13 protein-coding genes, 1 tRNA gene and 2 riboswitches are annotated in these 14790 nt (G+C 57.7%); of the genes, 9 read left to right on the plus strand and 5 right to left on the minus strand.

Annotated features, from left to right (window positions below; genetic code table 11):
* Window positions 1-46: 46 nt before the first annotated feature.
* The 4 genes from CQ012_RS05940 to CQ012_RS05955 all read left to right on the plus strand — a co-directional run bounded on the left by CQ012_RS05940 (window position 47) and on the right by CQ012_RS05955 (window position 3902).
* Window positions 47-745: an iron-dependent transcriptional repressor DtxR gene (locus CQ012_RS05940; RefSeq protein ID WP_105659129.1), complete on the plus strand. Its 699-nt coding sequence runs from the start codon at window positions 47-49 to the stop codon at window positions 743-745.
* Between the two features lie 104 nt (window positions 746-849).
* Window positions 850-1000: riboswitch (cyclic di-AMP (ydaO/yuaA leader) on the plus strand.
* A gap of 4 nt (window positions 1001-1004) precedes the next feature.
* The gene (locus CQ012_RS05945; protein WP_105661597.1) at window positions 1005-2051 is read left to right on the plus strand and encodes a M23 family metallopeptidase; all 1047 of its coding nucleotides are present in this window, start codon (window positions 1005-1007) and stop codon (window positions 2049-2051) included.
* Between the two features lie 123 nt (window positions 2052-2174).
* A riboswitch (cyclic di-AMP (ydaO/yuaA leader) is annotated at window positions 2175-2345 on the plus strand.
* 3 nt (window positions 2346-2348) lie between these two features.
* Window positions 2349-3176, plus strand: coding sequence for a C40 family peptidase (locus tag CQ012_RS05950; RefSeq protein ID WP_105661598.1), 828 nt, complete (start codon window positions 2349-2351; stop codon window positions 3174-3176).
* 231 nt (window positions 3177-3407) lie between these two features.
* The gene (locus tag CQ012_RS05955) at window positions 3408-3902 is read left to right on the plus strand and encodes an HNH endonuclease (RefSeq protein WP_105659132.1); all 495 of its coding nucleotides are present in this window, start codon (window positions 3408-3410) and stop codon (window positions 3900-3902) included.
* 38 nt (window positions 3903-3940) lie between these two features.
* On the opposite strand, the gene CQ012_RS05960 is transcribed toward CQ012_RS05955, so the two are convergent.
* Entirely contained in the window at window positions 3941-4351 is a 411-nt protein-coding gene (locus CQ012_RS05960; RefSeq protein ID WP_105659133.1) for an NUDIX hydrolase, read from the minus strand.
* A 187-nt stretch (window positions 4352-4538) separates the two neighbouring features.
* On the opposite strand from CQ012_RS05960, the gene CQ012_RS05965 reads away from it, so the two are divergent.
* Window positions 4539-5768: an ROK family transcriptional regulator gene (locus CQ012_RS05965; protein ID WP_105661599.1), complete on the plus strand. Its 1230-nt coding sequence runs from the start codon at window positions 4539-4541 to the stop codon at window positions 5766-5768.
* Window positions 5769-5889: 121 nt separating this feature from the next.
* On the opposite strand, the gene CQ012_RS05970 is transcribed toward CQ012_RS05965, so the two are convergent.
* Window positions 5890-5963, minus strand: a tRNA-Arg gene (locus CQ012_RS05970).
* A gap of 67 nt (window positions 5964-6030) precedes the next feature.
* On the minus strand, window positions 6031-6693 hold the full coding sequence (locus CQ012_RS05975) for a hypothetical protein (protein ID WP_105659135.1): 663 nt from the start codon (window positions 6691-6693) through the stop codon (window positions 6031-6033).
* Window positions 6694-6776: 83 nt separating this feature from the next.
* Between CQ012_RS05975 and pcrA the strand changes: the two genes are divergently transcribed.
* The 4 genes from pcrA to CQ012_RS05995 all read left to right on the plus strand — a co-directional run bounded on the left by pcrA (window position 6777) and on the right by CQ012_RS05995 (window position 12273).
* Entirely contained in the window at window positions 6777-9155 is a 2379-nt protein-coding gene (pcrA, locus tag CQ012_RS05980) for a DNA helicase PcrA (protein WP_105661600.1), read from the plus strand.
* Between the two features lie 242 nt (window positions 9156-9397).
* Window positions 9398-10570, plus strand: a complete 1173-nt coding sequence (sucC, locus tag CQ012_RS05985) for an ADP-forming succinate--CoA ligase subunit beta (protein WP_105659137.1) — start codon at window positions 9398-9400, stop codon at window positions 10568-10570.
* Window positions 10571-10586: 16 nt separating this feature from the next.
* Window positions 10587-11489, plus strand: coding sequence for a succinate--CoA ligase subunit alpha (sucD, locus tag CQ012_RS05990; protein ID WP_105659138.1), 903 nt, complete (start codon window positions 10587-10589; stop codon window positions 11487-11489).
* A gap of 394 nt (window positions 11490-11883) precedes the next feature.
* Window positions 11884-12273, plus strand: a complete 390-nt coding sequence (locus CQ012_RS05995) for a hypothetical protein (RefSeq protein WP_146112345.1) — start codon at window positions 11884-11886, stop codon at window positions 12271-12273.
* Window positions 12274-12351: 78 nt separating this feature from the next.
* Here CQ012_RS05995 and CQ012_RS06000 read toward each other — a convergent pair whose 3' ends face one another.
* Both CQ012_RS06000 and CQ012_RS06005 read right to left on the minus strand, forming a co-directional pair.
* Entirely contained in the window at window positions 12352-13893 is a 1542-nt protein-coding gene (locus CQ012_RS06000; protein ID WP_105661601.1) for an MFS transporter, read from the minus strand.
* A gap of 575 nt (window positions 13894-14468) precedes the next feature.
* Window positions 14469-14753: a hypothetical protein gene (locus tag CQ012_RS06005; protein ID WP_146112257.1), complete on the minus strand. Its 285-nt coding sequence runs from the start codon at window positions 14751-14753 to the stop codon at window positions 14469-14471.
* Window positions 14754-14790: the final 37 nt, after the last annotated feature.

Genomic DNA, 14790 nt, shown 5'->3' on the forward strand with positions numbered 1-14790 from the left:
AAATTTCGAGCGAACTTAATTGTTGTGACTTCCAGGAGCGACTGCCGTGTCTGATCTTATCGATACAACCGAGATGTATCTGCGTACCATTCTTGAGCTTCAAGAAGAGGAAATCGTGGCATTGCGCGCCCGAATTGCAGAGCGTCTTGGCCACTCGGGCCCAACCGTGTCGCAGACGGTTGCTCGCATGGAACGAGACGGCCTGGTTATCGTATCGACCGATCGCCACCTTGCTTTGACCGAAAAAGGTCACGAGCTGGCTACGGGCGTGATGCGCAAGCACCGCTTGGCGGAGCGCCTGTTGTCGGACATCATCGGGTTGGACTGGGAGTACGTGCACGATGAAGCGTGCCGCTGGGAACACGTGATGAGCGAACGCGTCGAGCGTCGGCTCTTTGATCTTCTGGGCAAGCCAACAGTGTCGCCCTACGGCAACCCAATTCCGGGCCTGGAAGTCCTCGGTGGCCCCAATGTGGGCGAAATCTCACATGAAGTAGAGAACTTGGATGATGCTCTGCTGTCCGGAAACATCGGCCCGGTGGCAATTGAGCGCCTGGCCGAACCTATCCAAACGGACCCAATCCTGCTCGGACAACTGAACGAAGGTGGAATCCGCCCGGGTGCGATTGTCACCTTGGAGCGCGCCGACGACTACGTTGTAGTGCGCGTGGACGGCATCGAAGGCGCCCTGGAGCTGCCGGTCGAGGTCAGCGCACACGTATTTGTAAAGTCTCAGAAAAGATAACGAAATTGTAACTTTCGGCGTTGACAGGTAGCGTTAAGCCTTGGAGCTAGCGATCTAGTTAGCTCTATCCATTTTTGGTGCGACCGCCTAGTGTTGCCCTGCGCCAGAAACGGTCACCAAATCTTGAGGGCAATAACGGGGGACCCACTTTCCGGCGTGCAAACGCCTTGGGGTGAAGTTCTGCGACAAGCAGGCCGGCTGATTCTCAATAGCCGAACCCGACAGCTAACTTCGTAGGCGCAACAGTGAGAGGAATGTTTTGGTAGAAACCAAGACTGCGGGACGTCGCCGCGCTGCCGGCGTCGAAGTAGATGTGATTGCAGAAGTCACCGCTTCGACTGCTGAGCGTAACGGCGGGCGCCGAGCAGCACGTGCCGCTGCCACCGTCCCGATGATTGCACCGGTCAAGCCGGTACATGAAGATTTCGTTGGTCGACGATTCGACTCGATGCAGCGCTACGGTGTTGCTCCTAACCAGACCCTGCTGGCCGGCAAGGATACCGCGAGCAACGTCGTTGCATTGCCAGGAGCTGTTCAAGCCCCTGCCAGCAAGCCTGCCCCGATCGAAGCAGCAGGCAATGTCGAGTTCATTTCTAGCCTCAAGTCCAAGGTTCAGAAATCCACCCACCGTGGATTCGCCCACAAGGTGGCAGCCGTAGCCGCCGTTTCGGGTTTGGCGCTTGCCGCCGTAACTCCACAGCTCTCCGGCAGCGCGGAGGAGAACAAGGCCGTTGAGGTCGCAGCTCAGCGCACCGCCACTTCCGCAGTTGTAGATGTAACTGCACCTACCGGCAATGCGGAACTGTCCGTGGAGCGTGCAGCTTTGACCTCCGAGCTGAACACCGAAGTTGCCAAGGAAGAGAAGTTCGCCGAGATCATGACCGCTTCGGGCGGTAGCGTCACGGCCATCAAGGACACCTCGGGATTGCTCGGCGCACCGGTCACCACGAAGCGCATCACCTCCACGTTCGGGCACCGCAAGAATCCAACCGGTCCAGGTTTCATGATCCACAGCGGCACCGACTACGGTGTGCCAAGCGGTACCAAGGTCTACGCGGCAGCTGACGGTGTTGTGACTGTCTCGGGTTGGGCTGGGCACTCCGGCAACCGCATCACCCTTGACCACGGCAACGGCCTGGAGACCGGTTACAGCCACAACAGCCAGCTGGTTGTGAAGGTTGGCCAGAAAGTTAAGCGCGGTGACGTTGTTGCGTTGGCCGGCAGCACTGGCAACTCAACCGGTCCTCACGTGCACTTCGAAGTGATCGTTGACGGTCAGTTCAAAGACCCAGCAGGTTGGTTATAACGACGTTCGTCACCATTCCGTGATCAAAACGTGACATTTCAAAAAACTTCCTATAGTCTTGTATGCGTGCCATGGGGATCCCTGGGCATCATTGCGTGAGAACCGAGCACTGCCAACACGCAATGAGTAGTTATACACAACTCGTACGGCAGTGGCGGGGGAACCAATATCGGGTCGTTAGTTTTGGCTAACAACCCTAGGGGTGAAGTGGATAGAGAAGGCAACTTCGAATCCACCGAGGTAACTCCACTTCGAACCCGACAGCTTACCTCGTAGGTATCAAGGAGAGGCAATATTTTGACCAAGAGTCATGCACGCGGACGTCGCCGCGCCGACGTTCCACGCACCAACTCGCTACAGGCGATTTCGCAGGCCGTAGCATCCAACGCTGGCTCGGTAGGCCGCCAGGCCGCCGTTGTAGCTGCAGCATCCGGCTTGATCGTCACTCTGGGCGTGCCTGGCCAGGCAACTGCACCACGTGACGTTTCTGCATCGCCTGTTGACACCATCAATCCAGAGCGTGTTGCAGTCAAGGCAGTAAAGGTAGCTGCTGACAAGAAGGCTGATGTCGCAATCGAGCGCGCCAGCTTCACCGCTGAAGAGAAGCCAGAGCCTGTTGTCATTGCAGTTTCGAATGACATCACCCCAACTACCCGCAGCAGCAACTCGGGTAACTCTGATTCGATGGCCCCGATGACTCGTCAGAGCCGTTCGGGTGGACAGGAATCGGCTCCGCAGCAGAAGGCTCAGCCAAAGGCTGAAACTCCTGTTCAGACCTCCAACCTTTCCGGCATCGCAGGCACCGCTGCCAAGTACGTGGGCGTTCCATACGTATGGGGTGGCAACGGTCCAAGCGGCTGGGATTGCTCCGGCTTCGTCAAGTACGTCTACGCGCAGCACGGCATCAACATTGCTCGAGGCACCTCGGCCATCCTCGGATCCGGCCAGTTCGTCCGCACCAGCAACCCTAAGCCAGGCGACTTGGTATTCCAGAACGGTGGCGGCCACGTCGGCATCTACCTGGGCGGCGGCCAGATGATCGGCGCGCAGAACCCAACCGTGGACACCATGATCCACTCGGTTTCGCGCAACCCGCTGTACGGCTACTACACCCTAGCTGGCTAAGCTTCAAAGCTTTTCATAGGCCATCGGATGAGAAAGACATCCGATGGCCTATGTTCGTTTAACCAGTTGAACTCCGGGCAACAGAACGATGAAAAGAAGACAATTTCTTGGTTAGGTACCCACCAATAATCCGAAGCATCGCATAGGCTAGCGCTTAGAGACACTCCGAGCAGAACGCGAGCTCCATCAATGCCAGATGGTGGCCATCGGTTCATGAAGGTAGTACGAGCAATGCGAACTTTGGTATTAAACGCAGGATACGAACCACTAGCAGTTGTGACGTTCCGTCGAGCACTAGTGCTAGTCATGACCGAAAAAGCGAGCATCGTTCTCCAAGATGATCTCGCCCCCATCCGCAGTTCTCATGGAGATCTACCTCGGCCAACTGTCATCGTTCTGAAACGCTATGTACGACGCCCCTACAGGGACATGCAACATGTCACTCGTAGGGGCGTTCTGCGTAGAGACGCTTTTACCTGCGCGTATTGCGGCAAAGCTGCCAATACGATTGACCACGTGATTCCCCGCAGCAGGGGAGGCCAGAACACCTGGGAGAACCTCGTGGCCGCTTGCCTGCTATGCAATAGCCGCAAAGCGGACAAGATGCTCTCGCAACTGGGCTGGCAACTGCGTATTACACCTCATCGTCCACGCGTTGCTGGCCATCTGGTTTCGGGACTGCAGCACGTTGATGCGGCATGGGACGAATACTTGCACGCAAGCTAGCCGCTGGCCTGATGCTGCTGGGAGGAACCCAGCGGCGCCTATTTCTTGCTGCGTTCAATGGCTAGCGGCAGGACGCGGTCGCGAAGCAACGGAGCTAGATCGTCGCGTTCCAGGGCCACCTGCGGGTCGATCCACAGCAGCTCCTCCAATTCCGCTAACGGGACGAGTTCGCCATCGAAGGCTGCGCTGTATAAAGAGGCGCGGATCATCGTCTCCGCCTCGTTGGCAGCCGGTCCGATCCATTCGCCGTCGTATTGCAGCTCGTCAGCGGTGAAGCTGAGGCCCAATTCTTCACGAATTTCTCGAATGATAGTTTGTAACGCTGTTTCCCCGGCTTCGGGTTTGCCGCCAGGTTGCATGAACTTCGTCGTTCCACGCTTGCGAACCAGGAGAATTTCTCCTTGGTTGTTGATTAAACACGCCGCTGAGATCGTCAAATTTTTCTTCACTAAAACACAATATCGCGTGTTTACAGGAGTTAGAGATGGTAACGTGCTTAATTGGATCTCCAACGGTTTTAGTTCTAGTTCACCATGGTTACTTTACTCGCAGTATCTAACCGAAGTATTGATGACTACCGAAAACGTTGGAATTGAAAGATCGATCCATCAACTTTACAGATCTATGGAGCAATAAATGCGACGGGGTACAAATCTAGGACGCTTGGGAGACTTCAACCAAGCCGTAATTCTTGAGTCAATTCGACGGGCACCAGAGGGAATTAGCCGCGTTGAACTGGCCGGTTCGACTGGTCTGTCGCCACAGACCATTTCCAACGTTGTCCGCCGTTTGCTGGACGACGGAATCGTCCGAGAAGACCGCACGATCGTCTCCGGACCAGGCAAGCCTCGCACCGTTCTGGAGCTCGAAGGCAACCGTCTTGTTTCCATTGGCATCCACCTAGACCCCAGCGTGCTGACCTTCGTCGCAATGAACCTGCGCGGCGAGGTCCTGCGCGAACGCCGCATCGAAGTTCCCAACCTCGAAGTAGCTACCGAAACTGTCCAGCTCATGGCAACTACCGTTAAGGAACTCATTGCCGAGATCCGCGTGCCGAAGAAGCACATCGTCGGTGTCGGCATTGCTGTTCCGGGTCCAGTAAACGTCGAAGAAGGAGTGGTGCTGAACCCGCCACTGCTCGATGGCTGGGCAGATGTTGAACTGGTGAACCCGCTGCGCAAGCTCTTGCGCCTGCAAGTCATCATCGAAAAGGACACCATCGCTTCAGCAGTTGGCGAACTGTGGCAGTCCAAGGAAGAGAAGAACAACGACTTCGTCTTCATTTACTGCGGTCACGGCTTCGGCGCTGGCCTGGTATTCAACGGCGATGTCCACCACGGTGCAAGCAACAACGCTGGCGAAATCGGCCACTACTCAACCGGTTACAAATCTGTGGCCTGCGAACAATGCGGTGCGGAGGATTGCCTCGCTTCCGGCACCTCCTACGAATTCATCGCTGCGCAGGCCAAGGAACGCGGGCTGGAACTGCCAAGCTACGAAATCGTTGGCCCGGAACAGCGGGCTGCCGGAATGAACCGCCTCTACGAGCTGGCTCACGAAGGAAACAAGGTCGCCAAGGAACTGGTCACCGAAGCCATGATCAAGGTTGGCGAAGTTGCCGGCCAGCTTGCCAACTCGCTGGACGTTCGCGAAGTCGTCTTCGGCGGTCCACAGTGGGAAAAGGTATCCGAACTGGTCGACGATCAAGTCCGCGACGCCATTGGCCGCCGCTTCGCCCTGCGCGGAGTGCATGAAATCGAAACCCGCACCTCCGAGCTCGGCTCCAACGTCGGCGCCATCGGTGGCGCTTGCGTGGTCATGGACGCTTCGCTGTCGCCAAAGGCGACCGCATTGCTGCTGCGTTAAGCGAGACTCATACTAAGCACTGCGGGTACGTTCCAGATGGAACGTACCCGCAGTGCTTAACGCCGTAGTAACGACAAGAGCCTTGTTTCCCGTCCGAGGACTGGAAACAAGGCTCTAGTTGTGCCCCTGGCCGGAATCGAACCGACGGCCTACCCTTTAGGAGAGGGTCGCTCTATCCTACTGAGCTACAGGGGCATGGGCGTGAAAACACCAACAACACTATCTTACTAGGATGTCCCGGGTGTAATTCCCACGCACTGGCTTAGGCAGTACCCTCGCGAATTGCGAGCATCTTTGCCTTGAGCGCACGATTGGCACGGATAGCGCCAAGACCCACAACAAGACCCGCAGTGATGATCAGCAGTGCCCAGCGGATGGTCGTGAGGATCGATGCCAAAACGACAGCTCCTTCACTGAGGTCTCCAGTGAACAGGGCATCAATTGCGAAGTTCTCCCAAATATCGATTGCTGCGAAGCCCAGAGGGGCAACCCAAGCCAGCCAACGCGTCTGGCGGTTAGGAATCCAGCGGATGAACAACAGCATGGAGAAGACCGCCGTAAACATCGGGAAGAGGAAACCAGCGGTCTTGTGCAAGTAGTTGAGCTGGCCAACAGCATCTTCATCCATGGCGCCACGCAATGCTTCTATGTCGCTTACGGTGTAGCCGAAAATACGCTGATCGGGCATCGCCAGGGAATCGCTGAGGTCCTGCATCTGCACCATCGTGAGCAGATGGTAGTACGCGAATAGCGCAGCGCATATGATCAAGCCCACCGAGATCAGCAGCATCGGGTTCGAACTGTTCTCGTGGGAGGTGCTTTGCACCTTGCCTGGCCCCATGTTCATGCCGCGCGGCGCGTTCGGCGCCTGGGCGAACTGCTGGGGCTTGCGGTATTCCTTGGTTTTCCTGACCTTCTTTGCCATATCTCCTATTATGCCCGGCCAATAGCGTGGGCTTTCCCGCTCACACTGAAAGTGTCCGGCGCTCCACGTAGACTGGCTACATCATGGATTTCCTTTTTGACGATTTCGCCCCAGATACCGCACAGCAGGTCATGCCCACTGCTGAGGAGCTTTTGGTCGGCATGAACCCGCAGCAGGAAGAAGCAGTTCGTTATGCTGGGGGCCCGTTGCTGATCGTGGCCGGCGCTGGTTCAGGAAAGACCCGTGTGCTTACGCACCGCATTGCCTACCTCCTGGCGACCGGCCGTGCTCGGCCGCACGAAATCCTGGCGATCACCTTCACCAACAAGGCCGCTGCCGAAATGCGCGAACGAGCCGCTGAGCTTATTGGCGACGAGCAAGCGAAGAAGATGTGGATCTCTACTTTCCACTCCTCATGCGTGCGTATTTTGCGTCGCGAGGCGGCCACCATTGGAATGAAATCCAACTTCTCAATCTACGACTCCACGGATTCCTTGCGCCTGATCACCTTAGTCGCCAAATCTTTGGAGATCGACCCGAAGCGTTTCACGCCCAAGGCGATTGCCCACAAGATCTCCTCGTTGAAAAATGAGCTGATAGATGATGAAGACTACGCGGCGACGATCAATACCAATGATCCGTTCTCGCGAGCCGTTTCCGAGGTCTACCGCGGTTACACGCGCCGCCTGCGCGCTGCCAACGCCATGGACTTCGACGACCTGATTGGACAGGTCGTCTACATGTTCCGTGCGTTCCCGCGAGTGGCCGATAACTACCGCCGCCGGTTCCGCCATGTGCTCATTGACGAATACCAGGATACTAACCACGCCCAGTACTCGCTGGTGCGTGAACTCACCGGTGCCGAAGGTGATACCGTCCCAGGCGAACTGACCGTTGTCGGCGACTCCGACCAGTCGATTTACGCTTTCCGCGGTGCCGATATCCGCAACATCGTCGACTTCGAAAAGGACTATCCGAACGCGGCAACCATCAAGCTGGAACAGAACTATCGTTCCACCCAGACAATTCTGTCCGCGGCCAACGAGGTCATCAAGCGAAACCCCGACCGCAATGACAAGAAGCTGTGGACTGCCAGCGGCGACGGCGAGAAGATCACCGGTTATGTTGGGGAGTCAGAATCCGACGAAGCACGCTGGATTGCCGAAGAAATACTTCGCTTGAACGATGACGAGGATGTCCGCCCGGGCGACGTGGCGATCTTCTACCGCACTAACGCCCAATCGCGTGCACTGGAAGAACAGCTGATGCGCGTGGACCTGAAGTACCGCGTAGTCGGCGGCACCAGGTTCTACGACCGCAAGGAAATCAAGGACGCACTGGCCTACCTGCGCGCCTTGGTGAACCCGGATGATGACATCAACGTCCGCCGAATCCTCAACGAGCCCAAGCGCGGCATCGGCGACCGTGCCGAAGGCGCCGTGGCAGCGTTGGCTGAACGGGATCGCGTTTCCTTCATGGACGCATTGCGCCGTTCGGATGAAGCACCAGGCTTGGGAACCCGCGGAATCAAGATGACTGCTGCGTTTGTCTCCATGATGGATGACTTGAAGACCGTGGCGGAAGGCTCAGGGCCGGCAGAGGCCCTTGAAGCAGTGCTGGAGCAGACCGGATACCTGGAGACCCTTCGGCTCTCCTCGGATCCGCAGGATGAGTCGCGGGTGGAGAACCTCGCCGAATTAGTCGCCGTGGTCCGGGACTACGTGAACGAAGAACCGGAAGGCGGTCTCGAAGGGTTCCTGGAGCGCGTGGCGCTCGTAGCCGATGCCGACCAGATTCCAGAGGCTCCCAGCGATGATGAGGGAGCAGCAATGGCCGTGCAGGAAGGCGTGGTCACCTTGATGACCCTGCATACTGCCAAGGGCTTGGAATTCCCGGTGGTCTTCCTGACGGGCATGGAGCACGGTGTCTTCCCGCACCAGCGTTCCATGACCGACGAAAAGGAACTGGCCGAGGAACGCCGCCTGGCCTATGTCGGACTGACCCGTGCCCGTGAACGCCTGTACCTGACCCGTGCCGAACAGCGCAGCCTCTGGGGGCAGGCCCAGTACAACCCTGCGAGCCAGTTCCTGGAAGAGGTTCCGGGCGAGCTGATCGACTGGAAGAGCGAGGGCTCTGGCGGTGGAATGGGCTTCGGTTTCGGTAACGCAGCGGTGAATTTCGCCACGAGCAGATATGAACGTGGCAGCCACTGGGGTGCAGGTTCGGCATCGGCGCAACCGGTGCGAGGGCACAACGCCGCCCCTATTTCCAAGACGCGAGTTGTGCAGAATAAGGACATTACCATCCCTGAAGTCGGGCAGAATGTTAAGCATTCCTCGTTTGGCTTGGGCACTGTTATTGCTTTAGAGGGCGCAGGCGACAAGACGGTGGCCAAGGTGCAGTTCCCGGACTCCGAGAAGAGGCTATTGCTGCGCTATGCACCGCTAGAAATCGTGGACTAGCCGACGGGCCCTCCGTGTTTCCTGCGTCACATTCGGCTGCTTTGATGCAGGACCCGCGAGTTTCTCTACGTGTTGTAAAAGTGGGAAGTTTGCGAAAGTCGGGATAGTCTGAGAGGTGCGCACGGGCTACGGCGCCTAACGACGTCCCGGTAGTTGCGGTGCGCTCTCTTTGGCATGGCATGGATTTCGGTCTGTGGCCGTGCCGCGAGTCAGCATGAACTTCGAACGAAGGACACAAACCCGTGGACCTGTATGAGTACCAGGCGCGCGATCTATTCGAGGCACACGGCGTTCCCGTGCTTGCCGGTATCGTCGCTTACACCCCGGAAGAAGCAAAAGCCGCAGCTGAGAAGATCGGCGGCGTTGTTGTAGTAAAGGCACAGGTCAAGGTTGGTGGCCGTGGCAAGGCTGGCGGCGTCAAGGTCGCTAAGACCGCCGACGAAGCTTTCGAGCACGCTTCCAACATCCTCGGTATGGACATCAAGGGCCACACCGTAAACAAGGTCATGATCGCTCAGGGCGCCGACATTGCTGAGGAATTCTACTTCTCCGTACTGCTGGACCGTGCAAACCGCAACTACCTGGCCATGTGCTCGGTAGAAGGTGGCATGGAGATCGAGGTGCTCGCAGTTGAGCGCCCGGATGCTCTGGCGAAGGTTGCCGTTGACCCAATCGTCGGCATTGATGCCGCGAAGGCCGCTGAAATCGTTGAGGCAGCTAACTTCCCTGAAGAGCTGCGCGCAAAGGTTGCAGACACCATCCAGAAGCTCTGGGTTGTATTCAAGGAAGAAGACGCCACCCTCGTAGAGGTAAACCCACTGGTGAAGACCGGTGCCGGTGACATCGTTGCACTGGATGGCAAGGTTTCCCTGGACGACAACGCATCTGAGGTTCGCCACCCGGCTCACGAAGAGCTCGAGGACAAGGGCGCAGCCGATCCGCTGGAAGCCAAGGCAAAGGCCGCTGGCCTGAACTACGTCAAGCTGGACGGCGAAGTAGGCATCATCGGCAACGGTGCTGGCCTGGTCATGTCGACCCTGGACGTTGTTGCCTACGCTGGCGAGAACCACGGTTCGGTCAAGCCTGCTAACTTCCTTGACATTGGCGGTGGCGCATCGGCTGAGGTCATGGCTAACGGCCTTGACGTCATCCTGAATGACCCACAGGTCAAGTCGGTCTTCGTCAACGTCTTCGGTGGCATCACCGCATGTGACGCTGTCGCAAACGGCATCGTTGGCGCGCTGAACACCCTGGGTGACGCAGCGAACAAGCCACTGGTTGTCCGCCTGGACGGCAACAACGTTGAAGAGGGTCGCGCCATCTTGGCCGAGGCCAACCACCCGTTGGTCACCCTGGCAGCAACCATGGATGAGGGCGCCGACAAGGCTGCCGAGCTCGCCAACGCAGCGAAGTAAGAGGGATAAGCGAACAATGAGCATTTACCTGAACAAGGACTCCAAGGTCATCGTCCAGGGCATCACCGGCGGCGAAGGCACCAAGCACACCGCCCTGATGCTCAAGGCTGGCACCAACATTGTTGGCGGCGTTAACGCCCGCAAGGCCGGCACCACCGTGACCCACGGTGACCAGGACATCAAGGTGTACGGCACCGTGGCTGAGGCCAAGGCCGAGACAGGCGCAGACGTATCGATCGTCTTCGTCCCACCTAAGTTCACCAAGGACGCAGTCGTTGAGGCTATCGAGGCCGAAGTTGGCCTCGTTGTAGTCATCACCGAAGGTGTTCCAGTACAGGACTCCGCTGAGTTCTGGGCTCTGGCACAGTCGAAGGTTGACGCCGACGGCAACCAGATCACCCGCATCATCGGCCCTAACTGCCCAGGCATCATCACCCCAGGTGAAGCACTGGTTGGTATCACCCCGAACAACATCACCGGCAAGGGCCCAATCGGCTTGGTTTCCAAGTCAGGTACCCTGACCTACCAGATGATGTACGAACTGCGCGACTTGGGCTTCTCGACCGCAATCGGCATCGGCGGCGACCCAGTCATCGGCACCACCCACATCGATGCCCTGGCTGCTTTCGAAGCTGATCCAGAAACCAAAGCCATCGTCATGATCGGTGAAATCGGTGGCGACGCTGAAGAGCGCGCTGCTGATTACATCAAGGCCAACGTCACCAAGCCAGTTGTTGGCTACGTGGCTGGCTTCACCGCTCCTGAGGGCAAGACCATGGGCCACGCAGGCGCCATCGTTTCCGGTTCGGCTGGCACCGCCCAGGCGAAGAAGGAAGCACTGGAAGCTGCAGGCGTCAAGGTCGGCAAGACTCCTTCGGAGACTGCTGTGCTGCTGCGCGAAGTTTACGCAGCTCTCTAAGCTGACGCTGAACCAGGGCTGACGCCCTGGAGCATACGCCGGAAACGAACGGTCGCCGTTTCTCCTGAATCTTCAGGAAAAGCGGCGACCGTTTCGCATTTAATTGAAATCTTCTAGTCAAACCGCTGATGCACTCATAAGCTGATTAGAATATATGGTTCCAGGGTCTAATGAAAAAGGATTGCCGATGATGCGGAGAAGCTACTGGGCAACACTAGCGTGCTTATCCCTGGCATTGGCATCATGCACGAGCCCGGAGGTCGGCGAAAGTACGGGGCCGATGCCTTTGAGCCCCGAAACGGCAAGTTCCTGCGATCGACCGTACATTGCCAGTGGCGGTCAGTTGCGTGGCGCACCGCAGCTGATCCGGGTCGACCGGTTCCACGATCAGCAGATGCGCCAAACTCTGATCGACGCACCCACCGGCTCGACTATCAGCTTCAGCCCTCGTCCCAAGTGGGACAACGTCAATGAAGTGCTCATGGCAGCCAGCGCCGTCTCCGAAACCACTGTCGCCGAAGAGCCCTACGATGCCAGTGACGGGCTGGAATCGTTGATCAGAAGCTCCGACCAGTCTGCGGGGCTTCTGGGCTACTGGGCAGCGCGTCCCGTGACCTACACATATAGCGTTCAATGCCTCAACGAGCAGCAGAGCCGCTACACGCTGGTCTTCGATACCTGGTCCGACTCCGAATTCGGAATCCTTGACTGCAAGCTGAGGCTGGATGCGATGGCTCAATGGGCTGCGCAAGCAGCCTATGAATCCTACTGCCAATCCTCCTAGCCGTTGAGCCGGATACAACAATGGCGGGGCTGGTTCCGCTTGGAACCGGCTCCGCCATCGCTTAACCCTATTGCGAGGCTATCTAGCCTCGGACTGCTCCGCCTCGGCGTCTGCAATCTCCTGCTGGTAGTTCATTTCCAATTCAGGAACCTGCTCGAAGAGCGCTTCGACATCGAGGTCAGGGTTCTCGTCCTGGGTTTCAACTAGCTCAATGGCTTCCGCTTCCGACGCGACCGAAGGCAGCGAGCCGGGCAATGGCTTGCGAGCGGATTCGCGCAGGTAGCAGACCGCAACGAAACCCGCGACCGAGGTGCCCATAACCCAGAAGGCCGGAGCCAGGGAGGATTTGGTCAGGGTCACCAACGCCTGCATGATGAACGGCGCGAAGCCACCAAAGATGGCTACGGCGAAGTTGTACGAGATGCCCATGCCACCGTAACGCGAGGCGGTTGGGAACAGCGCTGGCAACGACGAAGCCAGATTGGCAACGTAGAAGACTACCGGGACTGCCAGCAGCGCAAGGCCAAGCAGGGTGGACCAGATCTGGCCATGCATCATGAACAGGAAGGCAGGGATAGCCAGGACGATGGCCGAAACCGAACCAATGAACAGGACCTTGCGACGGCCCACGCTATCGGAAAGCTTGCCCGCCAAGGGGATGCACAAGGACATGCCCACCAGGATCGGCAGGGTCAGCAGATTGCCGTGCACCGGATCGTATTCCAGCGTCTCGGTGAGGTAGGTAGGCATGTAGCTGGTCAGTGCGTAACCGGCGGTGTTGGCCGCCGATACCAGTACGAATCCGGTGAGCAATTCGCGCCAGTAGGTCTTCACCAGGTCGATGACGCCCTTCGGGGCATCGGCAGCGCTCCGTGCGTCCTCGCTAGCGCGGTTAGCGGCCTCCTGGGCTTCCTTGAAGGCTGGAGTGTCTTCGATCTTGGCGCGGAACCACAGTGCGATAACACCCAGTGGAAGGGCCACCAGGAATGGAATGCGCCATGCGAAGCCTTCCATGACGTCGTCGCTCAGGGTCAGCTGGAGGATGGAGACGAAGGCGGCACCCAGGGCGAAGCCCATGTAGGAACCTAGATCCAGCAGCGAGGCGAAGAATCCACGCCGCTTGTCCGGGGCGTATTCGGTAATGAACGTAGTAGCACCGGCGTACTCGCCGCCAGTGGAGAAGCCCTGGGCAAGCTTCAACACGACCAGGAGAATTGGTGCTGCTACACCCCATACCGAGTAATCCGGGAGGATTCCGATGCCAAACGTGGCCGCTGCCATCATGAGCAGGGTGAAGACCAGAATCTTCTGGCGTCCGACTCGGTCACCCAGCTGGCCCAAAATCACGCCACCAAGCGGGCGGGCGACGAAGGTGACAGCGAATACGCCTAGGCTGAACAGGGTTTGGATTGCAGGCTCGACGGTGTCGGGCATGAAGAGCTTGCCGATAATTACTGCAAGATAGCCGTAGACACCTACGTCGTACCATTCCATCAGATTGCCAACGACGGTACCGCCGATGGCTTTCTTGAGCATCGAATTATCGACGACGTTGACGTCTTCTACCTTCAGGCGGCGTTTCCTCAGGAATCGCTGCTTCCGTGTGTTTTTTGCTTCCATAGTTTCACTCCTCATATCTTTCTTGATCTTGTCCCGGTGCCGGCGACCATATTCATCCACAAGAATGAGGAGCGAAATAGCTGCTCCTTGAGCTGGTTGCGGTCGCCGTGTGACTCGTCGAAATCGATAGATTTCTACTCAAAAATCCGGCGAAAAACCGGCATTGAGCGATGAAACGCTTAAGCGGACAATCATTAAGTTTACCAAAAATTGGATTAATTCCCTGATCGAGGGGCTCTCCAGGGGCGTATGCGTGCCCATGGGAGCAGTCGAATCCTGCGTGGACCTACCGCCGAATACCCACGGAAGCATGGGGCAAACGAGCCATTGGCCAAGTTGTGGATCGAGGTGCGCGAAAAGCCGAAATTGTGTCGAAGGACTCGGAGCGTCAGGGGTTGGAAAACAGCGAACCAACGCGAAAACGGTGCCCTTGAAGGTCCTGAATCCGGTGGCAAATGAGGGCTTCCGACGGTAAAAAACGCACGCTGTTCAGGAGCGGTTGGCGCTCAGTCCACAGGGCATAAAAATGCCCCAAGATTGCTGGTGGGCAGCTTGGGGCATGTAGTCGAAGCAGGCTAGCCGCGGAGGCCGGCAGCAGCTTCAGTATCAACTCTCAGGAATGAAGAGCCGATGGCAGCGAACGCGCCCGGAATCAGGAGCATTCGGTGCTTCGGGTTATAGAAAATCTCTTCGAGCGGAGACGCCAGAACTCTGCGAATCTTTTCCAGGAGCCGGTCGTTTTCCAGGGACAGGCGTTCCTGTTCGGTTTCAATCACCACACGATCGTTGTTGATACTCACCGATGCACTCATCCAGTCATCATCGGGGGTACTGAGAGTCTCCGATTTAATCAGGGACACGGTTATTACCGCCTTTGTCGTTCGTATCGCCCGGACG

Origin of the sequence: Arthrobacter sp. MYb214, assembly GCF_002979865.1 — a bacterium.
Lineage (GTDB): Bacteria > Actinomycetota > Actinomycetes > Actinomycetales > Micrococcaceae > Glutamicibacter.

Coding starts and splice junctions, on each gene's coding strand:
- CQ012_RS06000 (WP_105661601.1), bottom strand. CDS start 13,893: ATGGAAGCAAAAAACACACGGAAGCAGCGATTCCTGAGGAAACGCCGC.
- pcrA (WP_105661600.1), top strand. CDS start 6,777: ATGGATTTCCTTTTTGACGATTTCGCCCCAGATACCGCACAGCAGGTC.
- CQ012_RS05995 (WP_146112345.1), top strand. CDS start 11,884: ATGCGCCAAACTCTGATCGACGCACCCACCGGCTCGACTATCAGCTTC.
- CQ012_RS05975 (WP_105659135.1), bottom strand. CDS start 6,693: ATGGCAAAGAAGGTCAGGAAAACCAAGGAATACCGCAAGCCCCAGCAG.
- sucD (WP_105659138.1), top strand. CDS start 10,587: ATGAGCATTTACCTGAACAAGGACTCCAAGGTCATCGTCCAGGGCATC.
- CQ012_RS05955 (WP_105659132.1), top strand. CDS start 3,408: ATGCGAACTTTGGTATTAAACGCAGGATACGAACCACTAGCAGTTGTG.
- CQ012_RS05965 (WP_105661599.1), top strand. CDS start 4,539: ATGCGACGGGGTACAAATCTAGGACGCTTGGGAGACTTCAACCAAGCC.